Consider the following 23,458-nt stretch of genomic DNA (forward strand, 5'->3'; position numbering starts at 1 on the left):
CGGCAAGGTGCATCAGGCAGCATCGTATTTGAAGGGGCTGGTCTGCGGATCGTTTGATCCATCGGCCAAAGCGGCCGAAACAGTCGGCTTTTATTTGCCCGCTTCTTTGTGTAGACCATGCCCAACACCAATTCGCGCAACGACAATCACGGGCAAGTGCCATGGAAAAATTCACCAAGCTCACCGGCGTCGCCGCCCCGATGCCGATCATCAATGTCGACACCGACATGATCATCCCGAAGGACTATCTGAAGACGATCAAGCGCACCGGCCTCGGCACCGGACTGTTCGCCGAGATGCGCTACAGGGATGACGGTTCGGAAAACCCGGATTTCGTGCTCAACAAGCCCGCCTACCGGAACTCCCAGATCCTGGTGGCCGGCGACAATTTCGGCTGCGGCTCGTCGCGCGAGCACGCGCCATGGGCGCTGCTCGACTTCGGCATACGCTGCGTCATCTCGACCTCGTTCGCCGACATCTTCTACAACAACTGCTTCAAGAACGGCGTGCTGCCGATCACCGTCAGCGCCGAGGATCTGGAGAAGCTGATGGACGATGCGTCGCGCGGTTCCAATGCGACTTTGTCGATCGACCTCGAAGCCAAGGAGATCCGCGGCCCCGATGGCGGCGTCGTCACCTTCGACCTCGACGACTTCAAGCGGCACTGCATGCTGAACGGGCTCGACGATATCGGTCTGACCATGGAGAAGGCCGGCGCCATCGACTCGTTCGAAAGGCGCAACGCCGAACAGCGCCCCTGGGCCTGAGCGATACGATCTAAGCCGGCCGTTGGCGGCTGGCTTCGTGGCGACTGAACGGAGGGACAGTCATGACACGTTCGCTTATTATCGGCGCCTGTGCGCTGATATGGGCCCTCACCCCGGCGGCCACCTCGCATGCACAGAGCGATCTGGTGCTGGTGCCGGCCGACGATCCTGCTCCCGGTCAGGGTGCATCAGGCACCGCCAACGCGACATTGGCCGACGATGAAGGCCAGAAGCCTGTTCCGTTCGCGGGCGGGCAACTGACCATCACCCAGCAGGAAGAGTATGGCGAGAAGGTGCTGGCCTATGACGGCAAGCAGCTCGCCAGCAATTACGACGTGTCGTTCGACAAGATCGTGAAGGTCGGCGGGGTCGACGTCGCGCTGGTCGATGTCGGCGATGGCGGCAACCAGTGCGGCCCGGCCACCCTCATCGTCTGGAAGCCGGAAGGCGGCGCAATACAAAGCCTCAAGGTCGAACAGGACGAATGCGGGGCCCCGCCGGCGGCGGTGGCCGACAACGCCATCTATTTCGTGCCCTATCTGCTGCCGGGCGCTTCGCAGCAGGCGCTGCAGTGGTCGCCGACGGAAGGACTGACGATTGCAGGCGACCTGCATTACGCGCCGCAGCCCGGGACCGACTGGAAGGACATCGATCCCTCCAAATACGACAATATCATCGACGCCTTCCACAACGAGGCCGTTTACAAGCTGGCCGATACGCTACTGGGCAAGGACATGCCTGATATGGCGACCAGCCTGCTGGTCGGCGGTGGCACGGAAAAGACCGCGTCTGGCGCCTTCTACGCCAGCGGCTGCGTGCCGCATGATTGCGGCGGCAATGACGGCTTCATGGCCGTCGACGCCGCCAAACAGCAGCTCTATTTCGCCCGCCGTGGCGATAATGGCGAGCCGACCACCTGGCCGGCGGTGTCGGCATGGCCGGCCGACATCAAGGACGCGATGGACAAGGCGATGGGATCGGCAAATTAGCGACCGCCGGCTGAAAGGCTTGGAGCCTGCGGGCGAGATGGCCGGCCGTGTCGATCGAAACTTGGTCCGATTTGTGGCCTGCAGCCAAGCTAGCAAGCCGATCCGCCACAACCGGGAACGAGCCGCAAAATCATCGATAATCACCAGGGCATCAAGACATGATCAGCACGCCTCTGTTTCTCGGACTTCCAGATCGCCTCGGCGATGGCCGCAAGCCTCGCGCTGTGATCTTCGGGGCCGGGCATGGCACCACCTATCCCGGCCAGGACAGCCGCTTGTGGGCGCAGGCGCCCAGCGCCATCCGCGCCGCCAGCCAAGCCGACGCCGCGTTCGTCGAGCACTGGGATTTCGATCTCGGTGGCCCGCTTTTCGACGGCGAGCCGGTCTGCTGCATTGATGCCGGCGACCTCGCGACCGCCATGCACGACAATGAAGGCAACCGGTCCCGCATCGAGGCGAAGACGCGCGAAATCCTGGCGCTGCCTGCCGTGCCGATCCTGCTCGGCGGCGACGATTCCCTGCCCATCCCTTTCATCGCCGGCTTCGCCGATCACGGGCCGGTGTGGATCCTGCAGATCGATGCCCATATCGACTGGCGCGACGAGGTCCATGGCGAGCGCCACGGCTATTCGAACCCGATGCGCCGGGTCAGCGAGATGAACCATGTCGCCGGCATGGTGCAGGTCGGGATGCGCGGCATCGGCAGCGCGCGCCTTGGGGAGGTTGAAGCGGCGCGAAGCTATGGCAGCCAGCTGGTGACGGCGCGCGAGGTTCACGCGCAGGGCGTCGAGGTCGCGCTGAGGCACATTCCGGAAGGCGCTCGCATCGTCGTCACCCTTGATTGCGACGGGCTCGATCCCGGCATCATGCCGGGCGTAGCATCGCCGACGCCCGGCGGCCTCAGCTATACGCAGGCGATCGACTTGATCGCGGGCGCCGGCAGGCGAGGCCGGATCGCCGGGTTCGACCTCGTCGAGCTCTACCCGCCGGCCGACATGGACGGCCTCTCGGCCCTGACCGCCGCACGTCTCGTCATCAACGCGATCGGCGCCATCGTCCGGCGGCGTTGAGCCATTCGGCGCGCTTTTCGGCCGATCCTTCTCGGGGGATGGAACCGGGCAAGAGGGGCGCGTCCATTACCCGACAGACTTAATTCCCTCTCAAGCTCAACGCTTTCTTGCGATCGGCCTTGGCGCGCTTGGCATTGCCTTTTGCTTCCCAGGAACGGCCGCGGAAAGTGTAGGCATCGGCATAGTTGGGGTAGAGCTTGATCGCGCGATTGAAGTTAACGATCGCGCCGTCGTGATCGCCCGCGCGCGCCTGAACGAGACCTCTGCCGAAGTAACCGCCCGGACTGTTCTGATCGATTTGGATCGCCATGTCGAAATCCGCCAGGGCGCGCTTCGCATCGCCTTTGGCCATCCAGACGATACCGCGATCGACACGCATTTTGGCGACGCCAGGACTAAGGCTGATGGCTTTGTCATAGTCTGCTATGGCGCCGTCGAGATCGCCCATGGTCATCCGGCTGATGCCTCGAGCGTGGAAATGCGGGGGGTAGGTCGGATCGAACTCGATCGCCTTGCTGAAATCGTCGATGGCACGCTTGTGGTCGTTCTTGGCGGCCCAGGCAAAGCCACGGGCGGAGTAATAGCTGCCGTTTTTTGGCTCGAGTGCAATCGCGCTGCCGTAATCCGTTATGGCGCGATCGTAATTGCCCATCTGTCTCCATGCGAGACCGCGATATCCGAAAGCTTCCGCATCGTCGGAATCGAGCGCCAAAGCCTGATCGAATTTGGCGATCGCAAGATCGTATCGACCCTTGTTGTAGAGGGCGATGCCGCTCTTTGTGGCGTCGCGCGCCGTTGCTGCCGCGGCTTGCGTCGTTGGCGTTTGCTTGCCTGCCGCTCTCGCCATGGCCGCATCGTCACGCTCCTCGCGGGCCCTGGCGTAGTTTGGATCGAGGCGTAAAACCGCATCCAGATCGGCGATGGCGCGGTCGTATCGTTTCTCCCTTTTCCAGCAGAACCCGCGATTGAACCATGCTTCCGCATCCGTCGGCCGCAGTTCGATCGCCTTTGTCGAATCGGCGATGATGCCATCGCAATCATGTTTCATGGCGCGGGCCCGGCTGCGCAGCACATAGGCGTCGGCATTGGCCGGTTGCAACGAAATGATGGTGCTCAGATCCGCGATGGCGCGGTCGATCTTGCCTCTCTGCAGCCAGATGGCGGAACGGTAGAAATAGGCGTCGGTCGACTTTGGATCGAGCTTTATCGCCTTGTCGTAGTCCGCCATGGCCCGGTTTCGGTCGCCCTTCAATGCATAGGTGAAGCCGCGCAAGGTATGGGCGCCGGCATTGGATGGGTCGGCGGCGACCGCTATGTCATACTGCTCGATCGCCCGAACGAACTGATTTTGGGCGCGCCAGATCGTGCCCTGCTCGATAGCGTCCTCGACGATTTTGTTTGGCGCCGGGGCGGCGGGCTTGGTTGCCGCAGCCTCGGCCTTCGCCGCCATGGCCATCTTCTGGCCCTTGCGGGCAAGCGCCATCCCGGGGTCGAGTTTCAGCGCCTGGTCGAAATCGCCAATGGCCCGGTCGTAGTCGCCTGTCTTGATGAAGGCGCTGCCACGTCCGAAATAGGCCGGGGCGTCATCGGGATCGAGCTCGATGGCGCGGCTAAAGTCGGCTATGGCTCGATCCGGCTCATTCTTTTTGGTCCACGCGATGGCACGGCCGATGAAAACGTCTGAATAATCGGGATTAAGTTTGACGACCTTGTCATAATCCCTGATCGCCGCGTCATATTTTCCCTTGTCGACCAACGCGATGCCCCGCCCGACATAGGCGGAGACATCTTGCGGATCGAGTGCGATCGCCTTGTTGTACTCGGCGATCGCACGATCATATTTGCCCTTGTAGTAGAAGGCATAGCCGCGATCGACGAGTTCCCTGAGCTTCTTCGAGGACGGCATAATCATCTTCGCGGCGGAGCCGCCTTTGGCCTGCGCCGCCAGCGCCGCGGTGCGGGCGGCCGCGTAGTTTGGGTTGTGCGAGTTGAGTTTTGCCGCTTGGTCGAAGTCGGAAACGGCCTCGCCATAGTTCTTGCCGTCGGCTTGCGCCATGCCGCGTGCGTAGTGGCTGGCGGCGTCCTTCGGATCGATCTCGATCGCCGCTGAAAAAGCCTCGATGGCCCGATTGAGGTCGCCCTTGGCGTACCAGGCCGCTCCGGAACAGAAGTAGGCGCCGCTTGCTTGCGGATCGAGCTTGGCGGCCTCGACGCAATCGGCGAGCGCGCCGACCGCGTCGCCCGAGGCGGCCTTGGCCAGGCCACGGCGCATGAGCGGCGCGGCCATATCCGGAGCCATCGCGATGACCTTGTCGAAGTCGGCGATGGCGCTTCTATAGTCGTTCTTGGCGTCGAAGGCTTTGCCGCGGCCGAGATAGGCAAGCGGGCTTTCAGGAGCGATCGCGATGGCCTCTTCATAGGCGTTGATCGCCTCGTCATAATTGCCCTCATGCGCGAGGCTGTCGCCCTTGGACACCGCAACCATGACGCGGGGATCCGCATCGTCGATCAGCTTGGCCAATTTCGGATCGACATGCGAATCGTCTTCGCTCGCACTCAGCCCGGCCGCGAGCCGGGTCGCGGCAGGGGCGGTCGAAGTGGCGCCCTGTCTGTTCGCCGCACTATCGGAGCCAACCCTGGCGATATCAACGGCGGGCTTTCCGCCGGCGTCGGCCGCTGCCCTGCGGGCGATGGCATAGTCGGGATTGCCGGGGTCGAGCGCCAGCGCCTGGTCGAAGTCGACGACGGCGCTGGCATAGTCCTTCCGGACGGCCCGCGCCATGCCGCGCGCATAATAGCTGGCGTCATCCTTCGCATCGATCCCGATCGCGACGGAATAATCGGCGATCGCACGCCCGACGTCGCCCTTGACGTGCGAGGCCATGCCCCTGCAGTAGAAGGCATCTCGCGCCTTCGGGTCGAGTTCGGCGGCGCGGCTGCAGTCGGCAAGCGCACCATCGGCATCGCCCGAGGTGACCTTGGCCAGACCCCGCTGCGAAAGCGCCGCGCCAAAGTCAGGATTGATCCGTATGGCCGCGTCGTAGTCCGCTATGGCCTTGCCGTAATCGCGTTTGGCGGCCCAGGCCCGGCCGCGGCCGAAATGGGCAAAGCGGTCATCGGAATCGAACTCGATCGCCTTGCCATAGGCGCCGATCGCCTGGTCATACTTGCCCATGTCGAGAAAGGCGTCGCCACCAAGGACGGCCTCCAGGGCGCGGGGATCCTTTGCGGCCAAGGCCCTCTCTGTCAGAGCCTTGCCTTGCGCGGCCGTCATCTCCGGAATGGCCGATGGCGGCTTCGGGATGTCCGTCAACGGGTCCGCCCTTGCCTCGTGCGGCGGTGACGCCAGTTCGACGCTGTCGCCCGCGACCTGCCTGTCGCAGCTTCCTGCCCGCGTCCGGTCGAGCTCGATGGCGCGCCGGCAATCCTCCGCCGCACCTGTCGCGTCGCCTTTCAGCCCTTTGGCGCGGCTGCGGCCGAGATAGGCGTCGGCATTGTGGGGGTCGAGGCTGACGGCCTTATCGAAATCGATAAGCGCCCCGTCCAGGCCATACTTCGCAAGACGGGCGCCGGCGCGTTCAATCAGTATCTTGGCGGCTGCTTCATCCTGAGTCCCGGCGGCCGGAACGGCTTGGTTGTCTGGCAGGCGCGCGCCGCATGTGCCTGCACGTTGCGGGTCGAGCTGGACGGCGCGCCGGCAGTCGCTTGTCGCAAGATATACGTGCCCTTGCGACGCCTCGGCGAGCGCCCGATTGTAATATGCATAGGCATTGTCGGGGTCGAGCTTGATCGCATAGCTGAAGAAATAGATCGCGCCCGGTACGTCGCCTTCCAGCTGCGCCTTCAATCCTTCCTGGATGTACCAGGTGGCGGGGTTGGAAGGATCCAGCGTGGCAGAAGCCTGCGGCGCGTCACCCGTGGACTTAGCCGCCGTGTCGGAGTCCGTCGTCACGGCGCCGGCATTTCCGGCTTTGCAAGCACCACTCTTTTTAGGGTCGAGCGCGAGGGCTTTTCGGCAGTCGGCGGCGGCTCCGATGGCATCGCCGCTCAGCGCCCGCGTCAACGAACGGGCGAGCCAGGCCCGCGCATCGTCGGCATCGAGGTCAATCGCCTCACCGAAATCCGCAATGGCGCGATCATTGTTGCCGTTGCCGGCCCAGGCGAGGCCCCGAAAATAATACCCGTCGACAATCGAAGGATCGAGTTGGATCGCCTTGCTGGCATCGGCGATCGCGCGTATCCAGCCATTCTTGCTCAGCCACGCCGCGCCGCGGTCGGCATAGGCTTCGGCACTGTCGGAGTCGATGCCGATGGCGGCGTCGTAGTCCGCGATGGCCTGATCGAACTCTCCTCTGTCGAGGCGGTTGAGGGCGCGGTTGAGAAGCGCGGTCATGTCGGTCGGGTCTAGCCGGATAGCCTCATCGTATTCTGCGCGCGCTTTGTCGCGATCGCCTTTGATGTCCCAAGCTTGACCCAGTCCCGTATGCGCCGCGCCGTTCTGCGGGTCCGCCGCGATTGCCTGCTGGTAATCCACAATAGCCGCGTCGATCTTGCCCTTGCGCAAGAAGGCCGCGCCACGGCTTGAATAGGCCTCGCTGGAGGAGGGATCCAGGCTTATGAGGACGTTGAAGTCCGCGATAGCTCGATCGTCGTCGCCCTTGTTGTACCAGTCGGCGCCACGGTTGAAATAGGCCGCCGCCTGCTTGGGATCGCGCGCGATCGCCTCGCCATAGTCGGTAATGGCACCTTCCCAGTCCTTCTTGTCGTTGCGCGCGGAGGCTCGGTAGAAAAAGGCCTTGGCGCGCAGGCGCGACGCTTCGGTCGTGTCCTCTGCGATCACCGTGCAGGCTGCGATGCGCCGGTCAGCCGCGTCCTTGTCGACACTTGCTTCCTTACTGTAGAGGGCGCTGTTGTCGTCGACCGGGCCTTCTTCATCGCCGAAACAAAGCGCATAGTCACGCGTAACGGCCGAGCATGGAGCGGTCAGAGCCCCAAGCAGGATGGTCGCCGCCAGAGCCACGAGCGGCCAACGCAAAACCCTTGCAAAAAACGCGCGCGTCAGCGCGCCGGTGCGGCGTGACATGGTTCTGACCCCCCAGAGTTACTGCGCCTGCTCTCGCGGATACTTATAGTTCCGTTTTTGTTCCGGAATGCAAGCAGAAATTACAGTAAGCATTTGGAAAGCTCTCTCCCGCTTGGCAGATCAGAAGCGGAGCCAGGCATGCCGGATTGCCTGCCGTCCCGGCGGGTTGAATGCCTGCTGAGTGGGCCCGCTATTGGACCGTTGATCCGCCGGTATTGACCCATGGTCGGATCGGCGTCTTGCCTGCAAGATGCGCCCGACCATCGCGAGGACATCCATGCGTAAACTGATCTCCACCGGCTCGCCCTTCGAGAAGACCGCCGGATATTCACGCGCCGTGGTGCAGGGCGACTGGTGCTTCGTCTCCGGGACGACGGGCTATGATTACGCGACCATGACGATGCCGGAGACGGTCGAGGCGCAGACGCGCAACTGCCTGGCGACGATCGGCAAGGCGCTGAGCGATGGCGGGTTCGACATGGCCGATGTGGTGCGGGCACATTACTACATTACCGACCAGGCCTTCGTGGATGTCGTCTTCCCGATCCTGGGCGAGACGTTTGGCGACATCAGGCCGGCGGCGACGATGGTCGTCTGCCAGCTCAACAAGCCGGAAATGAAGATCGAGATCGAGGTCACGGCGCTGCGGCGGACGGCATGAAAGTCCGGCGCATCATCGCCAACATCGCGACACCTGATGGCGCGGTAGCCAAGCGCTTCTATCAGGACGTGCTCGGCCTCGACCTGCTGATGGATCATGGCTGGATCGCCACCTACGGCTCTCAGGAAAAAATGGACGTTCAGGTCAGCTTCGCCGAGGAGGGCGGCTCGGGAACGCCGGTTCCAGACCTGTCGATCGAGGTCGACGATGTCGATGCAGCCTTGGAGGGCATGAGGACGGCGGGCTTTGCCATCGAATACGGGCCGGCGGACGAGCCCTGGGGCGTGCGCCGCTTCTATGTCCGCGATCCCTTTGGCAGGCTGGTCAACATTCTTTCGCATCGATGACCGCGCTTGGCGCGGCCCAGGCTTGCGCTAGCGCCGCTTGGCGTTTAGCAAAGCGCCGGTCGCACAGAACCGCGCGCCTGCCTGGCGCGCAAAGACGCTGTGCAAATCGTAACATTTCCTTCCGGGACGGTCCTTCATGGCAACCAAGCATCTTTTCCTGCTCGCCGGCGACGGCATCGGCCCTGAGGCCATGGCCGAGGTCAAGAAGCTGATCGCGGCCATGAATGAGAAGCTCTCCAGCGGCTTCGTCACCGATGAGGGGCTGGTCGGCGGCTGCGCCTACGATGCGCATGGCGCGGCGATCTCGGATGCCGACATGGCAAAGGCGATGGCGGCGGACGCGGTGCTGTTCGGCGCCGTCGGCGGCCCGAAATGGGATGCCGTGCCCTACGAGGTGCGCCCGGAGGCGGGCCTCTTGCGGCTGCGCAAGGACATGGAACTGTTCGCCAATCTGCGGCCGGCGATCTGCTATCCGGCGCTGGCGGCGTCCTCCTCGCTCAAGCAGGAGGTGGTCGAAGGCCTCGACATCCTGATCGTGCGCGAGCTGACCGGCGGCGTCTATTTCGGCGAACCCAAGCAGATCATCGATCTCGGCAATGGCCAGAAGCGCGGCATCGACACCCAGGTCTACGACACGTTCGAGATCGAGCGCATTTCGGGCGTCGCCTTCGAATTGGCGCGGACGCGCAAGAACCACGTCAGCTCGATGGAAAAGCGCAATGTGATGAAATCGGGCGTGCTGTGGAACGAGGTCGTGTCCCAGACCCACAAGGCGCGCTATTCCGACGTCAAGCTCGACCACATGCTGGCCGATGCCGGCGGCATGCAGCTGGTGCGCTGGCCAAAGCAGTTCGACGTCATCGTCACCGACAATCTGTTCGGCGACATGCTGTCCGACATCGCGGCCATGCTGACCGGCTCGATCGGCATGCTTCCCTCGGCTTCGCTCGGCGCGCCGGACGTGAAGACCAAGAAGCGCAAGGCGCTTTACGAGCCGGTGCATGGCTCGGCGCCGGACATTGCCGGCAAAGGCATCGCGAACCCGATCGCCATGATCGCCTCCTTCGCCATGTGCCTGCGCTATTCCTTCGGCATGGTCGATGAAGCGGACCGTCTCGAAGGTGCCATCGCCGCCGTGCTCGACCAGGGGCTGCGCACCAAGGACATAATGTCCGACGGCATGACCGAGGTCGGAACGGTCGAGATGGGCGACGCGATCATCGCCAAGTTCCTGGGGTGATATCGGGCTGCCGTCCGACCGGATCGCCGCGGCTGATCTCCAAAGTCAGCGCCGCCCCTCATTGCCCTGCCGGGCATTTCTCCCCGTAAACGGGGCGAAAGAGGCTGTTTCAATGCCGGCGATTGCCCTGGACAGATTGGGACATCAACCATGACATCTGGGCGACTGACTGTCTGTTCTAAACCTATATCCTGACCCCTGCGGGCACCGGGCCCCATTTGTTTGCGCGCGCCTGGGTCGGGATTAGCGCGAACACCAGGATGATCAGGCTGCCGATGCTCGGGATGAGAATCAGCAGACAGAGCCAGCCGGAGAGGCCGATATCGTGCAGCCGGCGCACGGTCATGCCGAGGCCGGGCAGCAACGTGCCCAGCACGAAGGTGCCGCACAGGCCGACCGTCACCGCCGCCGAGACATCGCTGTCGAGGTTGCCCATCTCAGCATCGGTGAAAATGCCGATGCCGAAGATGATGAACAGGCTGACCACCCAGAACAGGCAATAGGCCCAAAACTCCTTGCGCTGGGCGCGGCCGGCGAAATTGAAGTAATTCCGGGTCACTGCCTGCCAGAAATAGCTCCGGAGGCCGGTAGGCTCGGCGAGCTCGGAAGAGCGGCCGAAATGCCCCGCTTGCGCTCTTGGTCCCGCAGGCGGCGTGGTGGCCGGTGCGAAGCCGCCGTCGCTGCCGCCGGGCTGCTGCACGGGCAGGGCCGCGATCGAAAAGACGTCGCTCGCCCGGCCGCCGCCGCCCTGGAACTCGACAGCACTGCCCCTAGGCATGACGGTTTCCCGGCGCAGATCCTCGCGCCAGAAGGTATAGCGGTTGCCGTCGGCTCCGGTGATGAAGCCGAAGCCCTGATCCTCGTCATAATGAAGTACTTCGCCGCGCATTCGCCACTCCCCAACCGCCGCGTCCCCACCAAGGTGTGGCACAAGGGCGAAGCCGTCGGCAAGGCCGTGCGGAACGACTACCGTCCCTGCCGCAAATCGAGCATAAGGCGGGATCTACACGCCACAGAACAGTCATGCCGGCCGAGCCCTCCAAGTCCCACCTCCCTGCCGCAAACGTGAAAGCCACGGGGCTGCCGAAGCTGGCCATCGACGCCACGGGGCTGATGCTGTGGCCGCGGGGCAAGGGCCTGGCGGGAATCCCCAGGGTCGAAAGCTTTCTCGTCAACGCGGCTTTGGCGGATCCGGACCCGAGCGTAGATGTGGTGGCCTACCGGTCGGGGGAGGGCAGGTTCACCCCGCTTGCCCCGTTCGAACTGGACCATGTCGCGACAGGGGGAATCGCGCCGCACCGTGTCGCGCAATGGCCGGGAAGACGCATCGCACTCTCCCGGGCTTTTGAAGCCGTGCGTCTGCGGCCATGGGACAAGCGCGAGACGGACCGGCACCTTGCACGGACCGTGACGAACGGCAGGACGGGTATAGAATGGCAAGCAACCAAACTGCTGATGCGTGCCTATCGTCTTTACCGGCGGGCGCGGATCCGGCTCGGCCAGCGCCAGGACGCTCCCAGCGGGCCGCGTGTAGCCGAACCAGGCATTGTGCTGATCAGCCATCACCTCCTGACGCAGGAAGACCGTGCGGCGATCTCGGGCAGCGCCGGGCACATTGCGTTTCTTTGCCACGACCTCATCCCGGCCTTGCGCCCGGATCTGATCGGCGCCGACACTGGCGAGGATCGCTTCGGGTCTTACCTTGAACGTCTGGTGGCGGCAGGGGCGCCGGCCTTTTGCGCCTCCGACGAGGTCAGTGCCACGCTGAGCGATCATATGCGAACGGCCGGGATCGGCCCGCCGGCGATATACCGCTTTGCCATGCCCTCGATCCTGCACGAGACAGCGTCGCGCATGGGATACACCTCGCGCGTCGAGGCGGCCGAGCCGTTCGTGCTCTACTGTTCGACCATCGAGGTCCGCAAGAACCACATCCTGCTGGCGCGGATCTGGCAGCAGGCGCTCGAGGAAGGCGTCAAGCTGCCGAGGCTTGTCTGCGCCGGCCGCTGGGGCTGGATGGTCGAACCGTTGCGCGCCTATCTGAAGGCCCATCCCGAGTTGCTGCAGTCGGTGACATTCACCGGGCCGGTCAGCGATGAAGAGCTGATCGGCTATTATCGCAGCGCGGCCTTCGGCGTCTTTCCTTCCCATATCGAGGGCTGGGGCTACGGCGCCTCGGAATGTCTCGATTTCGGCCTTCCGGTCATCGTGTCGACGGCGCCCTCCCTGATCGAGGCGACGGGCGGGCTGATGCCGTCGATCGATTCGAACGACCAGGCGGGCTGGTACGCGGCGATCCGCAGGATGGCTGAAGACTCGGCCTGGCGCGCGTCGTTGGCCGACCGTATCGCAAAGCAGCAGCGGCCGACGCCGGCATCGGCCAGCTGGGCCGCCATCAAGGCCGGGCTGAAGGAGAGCGCGTCGCGGCCTTCGTAACGTTTACGAAGGTCGCTTCTTCGCCTTCTTGTGCTTCGGCGGGCCGCCATCCTCAAATTTCGGCTTGCCCGGCTTCTTCGCCCAGGGCGTTGCCTCATGCGCGGCTGCCGGGCGCTGCTCGGCCGAGGCCGGCGCCCGTTTCTCGAACTTGCGCTTCGGCGCCTTGGGGTCGAACGGGGCCTTGCCGCGATGCGGTTTCTTGTCGGGATTTGGCGCCTGATAGCCGGCGCGCGACAGATCGGGCGTGCCCTCGAGGCGTTTGACCACAATGCTGCCCTGCAGCTTGCGGTCGGGACCAATGGCGGCCAGAAACCGCTCGGCCCAATCGGCCGATATCTGCACGTAGGTCTCTTCCGGCTGCATCTTGATGGCGCCGATCTCGCGCTTCGAGATGCTGCCGGCGCGGCACAGCATCGGGATCAGCCAGCGTGGCTCGGTGTTCTGCCGGCGACCGACCGAGAGCGAGAACCAGACGCTGGCGCCGAAATCGTCGCGGCGGCTGGGCGCCTCGTCGCGGTGCGCGAAGTTTTCGCCCGCCCCTCTTTCCCGGGAAGGTGTGAATGGCGCGACATCCATAAGGTCCTCGGGCGCCGAGCGGCTGGCGCGGCACTGGCGCACGAAGGCCGCCGCAACCCGTTCGGCGCCATGGCGAGCCAGAAGCGCGTCGATGAACTCGCGCTCGTCGTCCTTCACCGCCTCTTCGAAGGCCGCATCGGCGAGAATGCGCTCGTCGTCGCGCCGGATGACGTCGTCGGCGGAGGGCGGGCTCGCCCAGGTGGCTTTCAGCCCGGCGTTCTGCAGAAGCCGCTCGGTACGCTTGCGGGCGCTGCCCGGCACGATCAGCGCGCTGACGCCCTTGCGCCCGGCACGCCCAGTGCGGCCGCTTCTGTGCAGCAGCGTTTCCGGATTGGTCGGCAAATCAGCGTGGATCACCAGTTCGAGGTTGGGGAGGTCGATGCCGCGCGCCGCGACATCGGTGGCGATGCAGACTTTCGCGCGACCATCGCGCATCGCCTGCAGCGCGTGGCTGCGCTCGTTCTGGCTGAGCTCGCCCGAGAGCGCGACGACGGAAAAGTTGCGGTTGTTGAAGCGGGCGGTGAGATGATTGACGGCGGCGCGGGTGTTGCAGAACACCAGCGCGTTCTTGGCCTCGTAGAAGCGCAGCACGTTGATGATGGCGTTCTCGCGGTCGGCCTGGGCGACGCTGAGCGCCCGGTATTCGATGTCGAGATGCTGTTTTTCCTCGCCGGCGGCCGAGATGCGCACAGCATCGCGCTGATAGCCCTGGGCAAGGGTGGCGATGGACCGCGGCACGGTGGCCGAGAACATCAGCGTGCGGCGTTCGGCCGGAGCGGCATCGAGGATGAATTCGAGATCCTCGCGAAAGCCGAGATCGAGCATCTCGTCGGCCTCGTCCAGCACCACGGCCTTCAGTGCCGACATGTCCAGCGAATGCCGTGTGATGTGGTCGCGCAGGCGGCCCGGCGTGCCGACGACGATATGGGCGCCACGCTCCAGCACGCGCCGCTCGGTGCGCATGTCCATGCCGCCAACGCAGGACGCCACCGTCGCGCCGGTCAGCGCGTAGAGCCATTCGAGCTCGCGCGTCACCTGCAGCGCCAGTTCGCGCGTCGGCGCCACGGCCAGCGCAAGCGGGGCCGCGGCATGGCCAAAGCGCTCCGCATCCCCCAGGAGGGTCGGGGCCAGCGCCAGGCCGAACGCCACGGTCTTGCCGGAGCCGGTCTGCGCCGACACCAGGGCATCGGCCTGGCCGAGCTCCAGAACCGCCTTCTGGACCGGCGTCAGTTCGGAATAGCCGCGTTTTTCCAGCGCCTGGGCAAGCGCCGGAACAATAGCTTCGAAATCGGACATCTCGCTCTTTCGGAATTCAGGGGTCTGCGCTCATCATGGAGCACGAGCCGGGGCCGGCGTCACGCCAGCCAAACAATCTTGGCCGTACGTACTTGCTGGAGCCGCTCTTGTACAGGGCGCGGCTCGAAAGCCGGTGCCAGGCACCAATTGACTCCTGCCGCAAACCGCGTAAAAGCCCGCTTCGAACGGGATCATTTCGATGCGCGGCCTTTCGATGGCGGTTCTTGCATTCGATTTCCCTGGCCACGATGCAAATCATTGGGCCGGGCGCGTCGTCGCGTCTCCTCGTTTCAGCAAAACCATGGCCAAAACCACCACCAAAACGGTGTGATTCCCTTGGCCTAACCACCCTCTCCCGGGTCCGGCCCGGGGGACGGAACCCGCATTGGCCGGCGGGTTTTCTCCAAAAACCAGGCGGAGAGGGACAGGAGATTTTTCGATGAGTTTCAAGATTGCAGTCGTCGGCGCCACGGGCAATGTGGGCCGGGAAATGCTCAACATACTAGACGAGCGCGGCTTTCCGGTAAGCGAAGTCGTGGCGTTGGCGTCGCGGCGCAGCCAGGGCACCGAAGTGTCGTTCGGCGACCGCACGCTGAAGGTCAGGGCGCTCGACCAGTATGATTTCTCCGACACCGACCTGTGCATCATGTCGGCCGGCGGCAACGTCTCCAAGGAATGGTCGCCGAAGATCGGCAAGCAGGGCTGCGTCGTCATCGATAATTCGTCGGCGTTCCGCTATGACCAGGACGTGCCGCTGATCGTGCCGGAAGTGAACCCGGATGCGATCTCGCTGTTCACGCGCAAGAACATCATCGCCAACCCGAATTGCTCGACGGCGCAGCTGGTGGTGGCGCTGAAGCCGCTGCATGACTTCGCCACCATCAAGCGCGTGGTCGTGGCCACCTACCAGTCGGTGTCGGGCGCCGGCAAGGAGGGCATGGACGAGCTGTTCACGCAGACGCGCGCGGTGTTCGTCGCCGACGGCGTCGAGGTCAAGAAGTTCACCAAGCGTATCGCCTTCAACGTCATCCCGCATATCGACGTCTTCCTCGATGACGGCTCGACCAAGGAAGAGTGGAAGATGGTGGCCGAGACCAAGAAGATGCTCGACCCCAAGATCAAGCTGACGGCAACCTGCGTGCGCGTGCCGGTGTTCATCGGCCATTCGGAAGCGGTCAACATCGAGTTCGAAAAGCCGATCACCGCCGACGAAGCGCGCGACATGCTGCGCGAAGCGCCGGGCTGCCAGGTCTTGGACAAGCGTGAGGACGGCGGCTACATCACGCCGCTGGAATCGGCCGGCGAGGACGCCACCTTCATCTCGCGCATCCGCGAGGATTCGACCATCGATAATGGCCTGTCGATGTGGATCGTCTCCGACAATCTGCGCAAGGGCGCGGCGCTCAACGCGGTGCAGATCGCCGAGTTGCTGGTCGAGCGCGGCCTGATCCAGCCGAAGAAGAAGGCGGCTTAGTTTCCGCTCACGGGCCGCACCGCCGCTGCCGCGGCTGGCCCTCCGCGAGGGCGCCGGAAAGCCGGCGGCCCGCGGTCGCGGGCTCGGCCTTTGGCCGGTTTGGGTTTAGCTCAAGGGCTGCACCGCCGCTGCCGCGGCTGGCCCTCCGCGAGGGCGCCGGAAAGCCGGCGGCCCGGTCGCGGGCTCGGCCTTTGGCCGGTTTGGTTTCGCTCACGGGCCGCACCGCCGCTGCCGCGGCTGGCCCTCCGCGAGGGCGCCGGACGACCGGCGGCCCGCGGTCGCGGGCTCGGCCTTTGGCCGGTTTGGGTTTAGCTCAAGGGCTGCACCGCCGCTAACGAGGCTGGCCCTCCGCGAGGGCGCCGGACGACCGGCGGCCCGCGGTCGCGGGATCGCCTTCAGCCGGTGGCGCTTCTCCTTGTTACTACACAGGGAGATGGTGACGGCGGGCGAATGAGGGCAGCACGGGTTCTGGTCCGTATTCATTCGGAAGCGCGTCGGCGCTGCGATCCGCAAATGGCTCAGTCGCGCGGCACCTGAAGTCCTTGCCCCGCCTCCCAAATAGATTTGAAGCGCTCGACCATCGATGAGAAAAGTCGCGGCGGCAGCAAGCCGTAATCATAGCGGTCATCTGCGCGCGGCACCGGACGAAGGTCATAGCCAGGCCACGCGAAACGGTTTCCCTCGTGCAGCATCACCCATGAGCGCTCACCATCCAGACCCAGGTGATGTTTGACCGCTGGCGGCAGCTCGATCGCCAGCGAGGCGTCTGCCGGCGGCACATGTGTGACAGGGACCACGGTCACGATTGGACCGTCGACGCCTCGCTTGACGGCGAGCACGATGACGCAAGGACGATCCTTTCGGCCTTCATCCTGTCCTGCCTCGTGCTCGTGATGCCACAGATATGCGTATGAGATTACAAGGCCGAGCTGCGGCTCTGGAAGTGGCATGCCTTATTTGACGTCTAGCAGGGCGTTAAGATGATCATGTTCCGATGACATCCGCCCGCTGGCAATGGCGTCGATTTCTTCATGCTTCAGATCTTGCGTCGCAAAAGTTCTTTGGGCGAGGTTCTTATAGCGCTGCAGATCTTCATACTCCACAGCCGAAACGAAATAGCCGGTTGGCCGTCCATGGCTCATCACGGCCACTGGCTCTCGCTGAACAATCTCGCGATAGCGCCCGAAATTGCGGGTAAACTCCGTAGTGGGGACTTCGCGCACGATCGGCCTCCTGATCAAATCACGTATTATGCGTAAATTACGCAACTCTCGCGATTTTGTCAAAGCTGAGCTGGGGCAACACGACCGTAGCCCCCCGGGCAGTGCCGGCGCAGCCGGATCAACGACATGACGATGTCGCTGGCGGTCGAGCCTTGCGTTTCGTTTGCATCGCACAATACAGAGCCACGGGCCCCTTCGGTCCGCTAAAGGACCTTCGATGATCGTGCGCCCTCGTCCGAGTTTCCTGCAGCTTTTCTTCGTCATGCGCGGCTCTGTCGTGCCGCGCATCCTGCCGCAGATCCTGGGCTTCGCGCTGTATTCGGTGCTCATCGTTGCCGCGGCACGCTGGTTCGGTCTCGATTTCAGCGTTTTCAACATCACGCCGTTCGGCCTGGTGGGCGTGACGCTGTCGATCTACCTCTCCTTCCGCAACAACGCCGCCTACGACCGCTGGTGGGAAGCGCGCAAGCTTTGGGGCGCGCTGGTCTTCGAAATCCGCAACCTGGCGCGGGCCACGACCAGCCTCGTCTCCGACCAGGCCGAACAGCGCGCCCTGCTCATGGAGGCGCTGGCCTTCTGTCATTTCCTGCGCGGCCAGCTGCGCAAGATCGACAGCGTGAAGGATGTCCGGGCCTTCATCGATGCCGAAGCCGATACGGCTGCGAAGTTCGCCAATCCGGCCGACGAGATGGTCCGGCGCATGGGGCGGCGCGCCAATGCCCGGCGCCAGGCCGGTGAGGTCGATTCGATCGGTTTTCGCATCCTGGACGAGAGGCTGGCTTCGATCACGGCCATCCAGGCCGGATGCGAACGGATCGCCGGCACGCCCTTGCCGTTCGCCTACACGCTGCTGGTGCACCGCACGGCCTATATTGTCTGCCTGCTCCTGCCCATCGGGCTGATTTCGAGTACGGGATGGGCGACGCCGCTGTTCACGGCGCTTATCGCCTATACGTTTTTCGGCCTCGACGCGCTTTCTGAGGAGCTCGAGGATCCGTTCGGCACCGAGGCCAATGATCTCGCGCTCGACGGCCTATGCCGAGTTTGCGAGATTTCGGTGTTCGAGGCGCTGGGCGAGACGCCGCCGAAAATGATCCCGGCCGAGAAGTTCTACTTTTCGTGATGCTTCGGCGTCTTCGCTCTCCTTGTGCCGAAATGCAAACGGCGAGCCGAGGCCCGCCGTTCTCGCACTTCGGTGCAACGAAGCTTATTCGGCGGTTGCGGCTTCCGCCTCGGCCGGGGCCGCGGAGGCGGCCGCAACGGCGGCGGCAGCATCGTCCTGCGCCTTCTTCAGCAGGGCGGCGCGTTCCTGCGCCTTCTTGCCTGGCTCTGCCTTCTTCGGGTTGGAGCGGGCGTCGCGCTTGGCGATGCCGGCCTCGTCGAGGAAGCGCAGCACGCGGTCGGTCGGCTGGGCGCCATGCGACAGCCAATGCTTGACGCGGTCGGCGTCGACCTTGACGCGCTCGCCGTCCTTAGGAAGCAGCGGATTCCACGAACCGAGCGACTCGATGAAACGGCCGTCGCGGGGCGAGCGGGCATCGGCGACGACGACGTGGTAGTAGGGACGCTTCTTCGAGCCCGCGCGGGCCAGTCGGATCTTCAAAGGCATTTCGTTTCTCCTGAAATTTCTGATTGGTTTGTGAGAGTGATGGCTGTTTCTCAGCCGGCTTTGCTTGCGCCGTTGGACGCGGCGATCTGCTCATGATGGCGGATCACTTCGCGGACGACGAAGTTGAGGAATTTCTCCGCGAAATCGGGGTCGAGATGCGCGTCCTTCGCCAATTGGCGCAGGCGCGCGATCTGCTGTTGTTCGCGCGCCGGGTCCGCCGGGGGCAGCCCGTGCGTGGCCTTGAGGACGCCGACCGCCTTGGTGCAGCGGAAACGCTCGGCCAGCATATGGATCAGCGCGGCATCGATATTGTCGATCGAGGCGCGATAGTCGGCCAGAAGGGTGCGTGCGTCGGCCATGTCCTTCTCTTCGTTCATCGCGTCCTCACTTCTTCTTGCCGAGACCGGGCAGTCCGCCACCGCCCAGGCCGGGGAGGCCGGGGAGCTTCATGCCGCCGGGCAGGCCAGGCAAGCCACCGCCGCCGGGCAGGCCTCCAGGCAGGCCCTTCATGCCGCCCAGGCCAGCAGCCTGCGCTTGCTTCTGCAGGGCCTCCAACTGCTTGGGATCCATCTTCGACAGGTCCGGCATGCCGCCACCCATCATGCCGCCCATGCCGCCAAGGCCCATCTTGGAGGCGAGGCCGCCCATCATGCCGCGCATGAGGCCGCCGCCCTTGCCCTTGCCGCCCATCGCTTTCATCATGTCGGCCATGCCGCGATGCATCTTGAGCAGCTTGTTGATCTCGGCCGCGTCTGTCCCGGAGCCGGCGGCGATGCGCTTCTTGCGGGAGTGCTTGAGAATATCCGGATTGGCGCGCTCGGCCTTGGTCATCGACGAGATGATGGCGAGCTGACGCCCGAACATCTTGTCGTCGAGACCGGCCGAAGCCATCTGGTCCTTCATCTTGCCCATGCCCGGCATCATGCCCATGATGCCGCCCATGCCGCCCATCTTCGACATTTGCTGAAGCTGCTGGGCAAGGTCGTTCAGGTCGAACTTGCCGGACTGCATCTTCTTGGCCATCGCCGCGGCCTGCTCGGCGTCGATGTTCTCGGCGGCCTTTTCGACCAGGCTGACAATGTCGCCCATGCCGAGGATGCGGTCGGCGATGCGCTTGGGATGGAATTCCTCCAGCCCGTCCATCTTTTCGCCGGTGCCGATCAGCTTGATCGGCTTGCCGGTGACGGCGCGCATCGAAAGCGCGGCGCCGCCGCGGCCATCGCCGTCCATGCGGGTCAGCACAAGGCCGGTGATGCCGACGCGTTCGTCGAAGCTCTTGGCCAGGTTGACGGCGTCCTGTCCGGTCAGCGAATCCGCGACTAGCAGGATTTCATGCGGGCTCGACACTTTCCTGATGTCGGCCATCTCGATCATCAGCGGCTCGTCGATATGGGTGCGGCCGGCGGTGTCGAGGATGACGACATCGTGGCCGCCGAGCTTGGCCGCCTGCACGGCGCGTCGTGCGATATCGACCGGGTTCTGGCCGGCGATGATCGGCAGCGTCGCGACCTTGATCTGCTCGCCGAGCTGGCGCAGCTGCTCCTGCGCGGCGGGACGACGGGTATCGAGCGAGGCCAGCAGGACCTTCTTGTTCTGGCGCTCGGATAAGCGCTTCGCGATCTTGGCCGAAGTGGTCGTCTTGCCGGAGCCCTGCAAGCCAACCATCATGATGACCACCGGCGCCGGGGCGTTGAGGTCGATGGCGACGCCCTCGGCGCCCAGCATCTCGACAAGCTCGTCATGGACGATCTTGACGACCATCTGGCCGGGCTTGATCGACTTGACCACGGCGGCGCCGACGGCCTTCTCGCGCACCTTGTCGGTGAAGGAGCGCACCACTTCCAGCGCCACGTCGGCTTCGAGCAGCGCACGGCGCACCTCGCGCAGCGCGGCGGAGACGTCAGCCTCCGACAGCGCGCCGCGGCCGGTGAGGCCGTTCAGGATGGAGCCAAGGCGCTCTTGCAGGGACTCAAACATTGGCCAAACCCTCGCGCGACCGCGCCTTGGATTCAAAGCATTCCCTGTCGGGCCGATGGCCCTCCACGCCTCTTGTGCACTCCTGCAGCGATTCGAACATTCTGTTTCCTTTTCCCTGGCGCCAGACGGTGCCCGAGAGGTAATGCGTTCGCGCCCAGTGTCCAAGCAAAGCCCAAAACCAAAAAGCACCCGGGGGCGCTCAGCGCTGCCGGGTGTTGGCCTCCAGGATCGATTTACAGCACCGGCCTCAAAGAGGCCTCGGCGTCCTGGTGGGCTTGCTCGGAGGGATACTCGTCGCGGATTTCGGGGCGTGTAGACAGGAAATCGGCCGCGGAGTCAAGACGAGGCCGGGGCGCCGGCTCCGGTCAGGCCGCTTCCGCCCGGTCAGCCATCTCTGCGGTGACTTTCAGCGGCGAGCGCGGATGCAGCAGCAACGCCATCGTCAGCAGGCTGCAGGCGATGCCGATGCAGGCGATCAGCACCGCGTCCGATGTCGTCCAGCCTGGTCCTTCGAGCGGCTTGGCGTTTAGCAGGGCGAAGGAATTGTAGCTCTGCTGGTGCGAGATGATGAGGAAGCCGGTCAGATTGTTGCCCAGATGGGCGCCAAGCGCCGCGCCGAGATTGCCGGTTGCGTAGACAAGAAGCGTCAGCACCAGCGCGAAGGCTGCGATGGAGGCCAGCACGCAGGCATTGATGGCCGCCGACGAACCGGTGCTCCAGTGCAGCGACGTGAACAGCAGGCCGGGCAGCAGCGCCCAGATCAACGGGCTCCTGAACCGCTTGGCCAGGCCGCGCAAGAGGTAGCCGCGGAACAGCATCTCCTCCGACGAGGTCTGCAACAGGGTGAGCAAGATGATGGGCACCAGAAACAGCAACCATGACGACAGGCTGATCGGGCCGCGCGCGATCCCGGGCTGCAGCATATAAAGTAGAATCTCGGACACCAACGAGGTTACCAGGACGGCGATAAGCCCTTTGAGGAAGCCCGATCGCGACACATGCCGGCCGGCGCCGAACAGCGCCGACAGCGGTTCGCCATGGAGCCAGCGCATGGCGATCCATAGGCCGATCCAGATGCCGCTGAAGGAGGCAAGCGCGCTCAGGATGCCGATGGGCGAGGCGAGGAAGCCGTCCATCACGCCGCCGTATGGCGGGGTCGCCTCCGGAGATGCTTGCCACAGTGCGAAGACATAGGCGCCGCCAAGCAGAACCGCCACGGTGGATGCGCCCCATAGGACGATGACGATCACCGTTCCCAGGCAAAGACGGGGCAAGGTCGTCTTGTGGTTGGGGGAATTCCGGTAGCGTTCGAAGGCGGCGGGGTCGATCGTCACGCGGCTTTCCTTTGTCGAATCCATCGACCGCTGATAGCTCATGGCCTCGAAAACCGGAATTGATTTCGCCGGCCGCCGATCAGGCCGCCGCGTCGTGGTGTGTAGGTTCCACTTGCGCGCCCTTCGGCAGATCGGTCAGCAGGTCGTGAACGAAAGCCAGTTTCCGCGCCGTAATTTCGGAAATAACGAAGGGGTAGAGGTCCGGCAGGCCCATGCAGCGGTTTATCGAGTTGGAGGCCTCGGACAGGACGAGCCAACGCTCAAGGATCATTTCGAAGGGCTCGGGCGCCGAAGCGGGATCGCAGGGCGCCGCCTGCGGCTCGCCGCCGGTGTCGCCGGGCGGCAGATCGTTCGTTTCCACCGTCTCCAGCCGGCCGAGCGGAAAGTTCAGGGCGTGGACCATTTCGAGCGTATCGGTGATGTGCAGGTGGTGAGCCCAGGTTTCCGCCCAGTCCTCCCACGGATGCGAGGTGGCATAGGCGGAGATGTGCGTCTGCTGCCAATCGGCCGGTGCGCCCTTGGCGTAGTGATCCTTCAGCGCCTGCTCGTAGTCGGCTCGGTCGTCACCGAACAGGGCTCGGAAGGCCGACAGTTTCTCCGGGTCGTCGCGGATCAGGCGGTCCCAGTAATAATGGCCAAGTTCGTGGCGGAAATGGCCGAGCAGGGTACGATAATTCTCGCCCATCTCGACACGCCGTTTCTCCCGTTCGGACGAATCGGCTTCCGCGACGTTGAGCGTGATCAGTCCGTTGTCGTGGCCGGTCAGGATACGTTCCCCGCCCGGTCCGCCGCCGATCGGATCGGCAAGGAAATCGAAGGCCAGTCCAACCTCATCGGTCGGGTTGAGCTTCGGCGCCACCGGCAGGCCGAAGGACAGCAGGGAATAGATGGCGCGCTTCTTTGCCGCCTCGACGCGGATCCAGCGCTGGCGGTTGCCTTCAACCGAAAGGTCGGGAATGAGCTGGTTCAGCACACATGCCCGACAGAAGACCTTCCCGGGCTCGGCCATCCAGTTGCAGGCGCATTCATCGGCATTGGTGCATTTGAATACACCTTCGCCACCCGATAGGGCGAAACGTGCCTGCTCGGGATCGTACAGGACGAGGCTTGAGCAGTTCAGGCACTGGGCGTTTTCGAAATAGAGCCGGTGGCCGCAATGCGGGCAGTCGAAAAGTTTCATGTCGGTCCCTCAGACAAGCAAAGTGCATGGCGACCCCCTCCAACGCCGACCATGCAGCAGCGTTCCGCCTTGCGAGAGGCTATTTTGCCCTGAACCGGGCGCCGACCAAAAGGCCACCGCCCCATCAGGAGCCTCATCAGCCGGCCCCTGCGCCATGCTTTAAGCCTAGCATTCCGGCGCAAAGGGGCGCGATGAC

Annotated in this window: 19 protein-coding genes; 9 read left to right on the forward strand and 10 right to left on the reverse strand. The window is 64.2% G+C overall.

Features of this window, described 5'->3' with window-relative positions; genetic code table 11:
- The first annotated feature begins 161 nt into the window (after positions 1–161).
- From leuD to LB513_RS05950, 3 genes are all read left to right on the forward strand, one after another.
- The gene (gene leuD / locus LB513_RS05940; protein WP_224662541.1) at positions 162–767 is read left to right on the forward strand and encodes a 3-isopropylmalate dehydratase small subunit; all 606 of its coding nucleotides are present in this window, start codon (positions 162–164) and stop codon (positions 765–767) included.
- A 62-nt stretch (positions 768–829) separates the two neighbouring features.
- Entirely contained in the window at positions 830–1,756 is a 927-nt protein-coding gene (locus LB513_RS05945; RefSeq protein ID WP_224662542.1) for a hypothetical protein, read from the forward strand.
- A gap of 158 nt (positions 1,757–1,914) precedes the next feature.
- The gene (locus LB513_RS05950; RefSeq protein ID WP_224662543.1) at positions 1,915–2,826 is read left to right on the forward strand and encodes an agmatinase; all 912 of its coding nucleotides are present in this window, start codon (positions 1,915–1,917) and stop codon (positions 2,824–2,826) included.
- A gap of 79 nt (positions 2,827–2,905) precedes the next feature.
- On the opposite strand, the gene LB513_RS05955 is transcribed toward LB513_RS05950, so the two are convergent.
- Positions 2,906–7,909, reverse strand: a complete 5,004-nt coding sequence (locus LB513_RS05955) for a tetratricopeptide repeat protein (RefSeq protein WP_224662544.1) — start codon at positions 7,907–7,909, stop codon at positions 2,906–2,908.
- Positions 7,910–8,186: 277 nt separating this feature from the next.
- On the opposite strand from LB513_RS05955, the gene LB513_RS05960 reads away from it, so the two are divergent.
- The 3 genes from LB513_RS05960 (at position 8,187) to leuB (ending at position 10,157) form a co-directional block, all read left to right on the forward strand.
- Entirely contained in the window at positions 8,187–8,570 is a 384-nt protein-coding gene (locus LB513_RS05960; protein ID WP_224662545.1) for a RidA family protein, read from the forward strand.
- Positions 8,567–8,917: a VOC family protein gene (locus LB513_RS05965; RefSeq protein WP_224662546.1), complete on the forward strand. Its 351-nt coding sequence runs from the start codon at positions 8,567–8,569 to the stop codon at positions 8,915–8,917. The genes LB513_RS05960 and LB513_RS05965 overlap by 4 nt, the downstream gene beginning before the upstream one ends.
- A gap of 136 nt (positions 8,918–9,053) precedes the next feature.
- Positions 9,054–10,157: a 3-isopropylmalate dehydrogenase gene (leuB, locus tag LB513_RS05970; protein WP_224662547.1), complete on the forward strand. Its 1,104-nt coding sequence runs from the start codon at positions 9,054–9,056 to the stop codon at positions 10,155–10,157.
- A 184-nt stretch (positions 10,158–10,341) separates the two neighbouring features.
- Here leuB and LB513_RS05975 read toward each other — a convergent pair whose 3' ends face one another.
- Positions 10,342–11,046 (reverse strand): DUF805 domain-containing protein, encoded by a 705-nt coding sequence (locus tag LB513_RS05975; RefSeq protein ID WP_224662548.1) that lies wholly within the window; start codon positions 11,044–11,046, stop codon positions 10,342–10,344.
- A gap of 134 nt (positions 11,047–11,180) precedes the next feature.
- On the opposite strand from LB513_RS05975, the gene LB513_RS05980 reads away from it, so the two are divergent.
- Positions 11,181–12,593, forward strand: a complete 1,413-nt coding sequence (locus LB513_RS05980; protein WP_224662549.1) for a glycosyltransferase — start codon at positions 11,181–11,183, stop codon at positions 12,591–12,593.
- Between the two features lie 3 nt (positions 12,594–12,596).
- On the opposite strand, the gene LB513_RS05985 is transcribed toward LB513_RS05980, so the two are convergent.
- Entirely contained in the window at positions 12,597–14,465 is a 1,869-nt protein-coding gene (locus LB513_RS05985; protein WP_224662550.1) for a DEAD/DEAH box helicase, read from the reverse strand.
- Between the two features lie 439 nt (positions 14,466–14,904).
- Between LB513_RS05985 and LB513_RS05990 the strand changes: the two genes are divergently transcribed.
- Complete coding sequence (locus tag LB513_RS05990) at positions 14,905–15,939, forward strand: aspartate-semialdehyde dehydrogenase (RefSeq protein WP_224662551.1); 1,035 nt, start codon at positions 14,905–14,907, stop codon at positions 15,937–15,939.
- A 518-nt stretch (positions 15,940–16,457) separates the two neighbouring features.
- Here LB513_RS05990 and LB513_RS05995 read toward each other — a convergent pair.
- Together LB513_RS05995 and LB513_RS06000 are read right to left on the reverse strand one after the other, a co-directional pair.
- Positions 16,458–16,889, reverse strand: a complete 432-nt coding sequence (locus tag LB513_RS05995; RefSeq protein WP_224662552.1) for a type II toxin-antitoxin system PemK/MazF family toxin — start codon at positions 16,887–16,889, stop codon at positions 16,458–16,460.
- Positions 16,890–16,892: 3 nt separating this feature from the next.
- A complete protein-coding gene (locus tag LB513_RS06000; protein WP_224662553.1) occupies positions 16,893–17,162 on the reverse strand; it encodes a type II toxin-antitoxin system Phd/YefM family antitoxin in 270 nt (89 codons plus the stop codon).
- 217 nt (positions 17,163–17,379) lie between these two features.
- On the opposite strand from LB513_RS06000, the gene LB513_RS06005 reads away from it, so the two are divergent.
- Positions 17,380–18,285 (forward strand): bestrophin family protein, encoded by a 906-nt coding sequence (locus tag LB513_RS06005; protein WP_224662554.1) that lies wholly within the window; start codon positions 17,380–17,382, stop codon positions 18,283–18,285.
- An 84-nt stretch (positions 18,286–18,369) separates the two neighbouring features.
- On the opposite strand, the gene rpsP is transcribed toward LB513_RS06005, so the two are convergent.
- The 5 genes from rpsP to LB513_RS06030 all read right to left on the reverse strand — a co-directional run bounded on the left by rpsP (position 18,370) and on the right by LB513_RS06030 (position 23,262).
- The gene (gene rpsP, locus LB513_RS06010; protein WP_224662555.1) at positions 18,370–18,771 is read right to left on the reverse strand and encodes a 30S ribosomal protein S16; all 402 of its coding nucleotides are present in this window, start codon (positions 18,769–18,771) and stop codon (positions 18,370–18,372) included.
- Positions 18,772–18,821: 50 nt separating this feature from the next.
- Complete coding sequence (locus tag LB513_RS06015) at positions 18,822–19,148, reverse strand: chorismate mutase (protein ID WP_224662556.1); 327 nt, start codon at positions 19,146–19,148, stop codon at positions 18,822–18,824.
- 7 nt (positions 19,149–19,155) lie between these two features.
- A complete protein-coding gene (gene ffh / locus LB513_RS06020) occupies positions 19,156–20,748 on the reverse strand; it encodes a signal recognition particle protein (protein WP_224662557.1) in 1,593 nt (530 codons plus the stop codon).
- 365 nt (positions 20,749–21,113) lie between these two features.
- Positions 21,114–22,082, reverse strand: a complete 969-nt coding sequence (locus LB513_RS06025; RefSeq protein ID WP_224662558.1) for a CPBP family intramembrane glutamic endopeptidase — start codon at positions 22,080–22,082, stop codon at positions 21,114–21,116.
- 79 nt (positions 22,083–22,161) lie between these two features.
- Positions 22,162–23,262, reverse strand: coding sequence for a putative zinc-binding metallopeptidase (locus LB513_RS06030; RefSeq protein ID WP_224662559.1), 1,101 nt, complete (start codon positions 23,260–23,262; stop codon positions 22,162–22,164).
- Between the last annotated feature and the right edge of the window lie 196 nt (positions 23,263–23,458).

This window comes from Mesorhizobium sp. ES1-1, assembly GCF_020164785.1.
In the GTDB taxonomy this organism is placed as follows: Bacteria; Pseudomonadota; Alphaproteobacteria; order Rhizobiales; family Rhizobiaceae; genus Mesorhizobium.

Bases quoted from the DNA above. Each gene is read 5' to 3' on its own strand.
- leuB (WP_224662547.1), top strand. From the start codon at position 9,054: ATGGCAACCAAGCATCTTTTCCTGCTCGCCGGCGACGGCATCGGCCCT.
- ffh (WP_224662557.1), bottom strand. From the start codon at position 20,748: ATGTTTGAGTCCCTGCAAGAGCGCCTTGGCTCCATCCTGAACGGCCTC.
- LB513_RS05985 (WP_224662550.1), bottom strand. From the start codon at position 14,465: ATGTCCGATTTCGAAGCTATTGTTCCGGCGCTTGCCCAGGCGCTGGAA.
- LB513_RS05965 (WP_224662546.1), top strand. From the start codon at position 8,567: ATGAAAGTCCGGCGCATCATCGCCAACATCGCGACACCTGATGGCGCG.
- LB513_RS05975 (WP_224662548.1), bottom strand. From the start codon at position 11,046: ATGCGCGGCGAAGTACTTCATTATGACGAGGATCAGGGCTTCGGCTTC.
- LB513_RS05950 (WP_224662543.1), top strand. From the start codon at position 1,915: ATGATCAGCACGCCTCTGTTTCTCGGACTTCCAGATCGCCTCGGCGAT.
- LB513_RS06005 (WP_224662554.1), top strand. From the start codon at position 17,380: ATGATCGTGCGCCCTCGTCCGAGTTTCCTGCAGCTTTTCTTCGTCATG.
- LB513_RS06030 (WP_224662559.1), bottom strand. From the start codon at position 23,262: ATGAAACTTTTCGACTGCCCGCATTGCGGCCACCGGCTCTATTTCGAA.
- LB513_RS05980 (WP_224662549.1), top strand. From the start codon at position 11,181: ATGCCGGCCGAGCCCTCCAAGTCCCACCTCCCTGCCGCAAACGTGAAA.
- rpsP (WP_224662555.1), bottom strand. From the start codon at position 18,771: ATGCCTTTGAAGATCCGACTGGCCCGCGCGGGCTCGAAGAAGCGTCCC.
- LB513_RS06015 (WP_224662556.1), bottom strand. From the start codon at position 19,148: ATGAACGAAGAGAAGGACATGGCCGACGCACGCACCCTTCTGGCCGAC.
- LB513_RS05955 (WP_224662544.1), bottom strand. From the start codon at position 7,909: ATGTCACGCCGCACCGGCGCGCTGACGCGCGCGTTTTTTGCAAGGGTT.
- leuD (WP_224662541.1), top strand. From the start codon at position 162: ATGGAAAAATTCACCAAGCTCACCGGCGTCGCCGCCCCGATGCCGATC.
- LB513_RS05960 (WP_224662545.1), top strand. From the start codon at position 8,187: ATGCGTAAACTGATCTCCACCGGCTCGCCCTTCGAGAAGACCGCCGGA.
- LB513_RS05995 (WP_224662552.1), bottom strand. From the start codon at position 16,889: ATGCCACTTCCAGAGCCGCAGCTCGGCCTTGTAATCTCATACGCATAT.
- LB513_RS05945 (WP_224662542.1), top strand. From the start codon at position 830: ATGACACGTTCGCTTATTATCGGCGCCTGTGCGCTGATATGGGCCCTC.
- LB513_RS05990 (WP_224662551.1), top strand. From the start codon at position 14,905: ATGAGTTTCAAGATTGCAGTCGTCGGCGCCACGGGCAATGTGGGCCGG.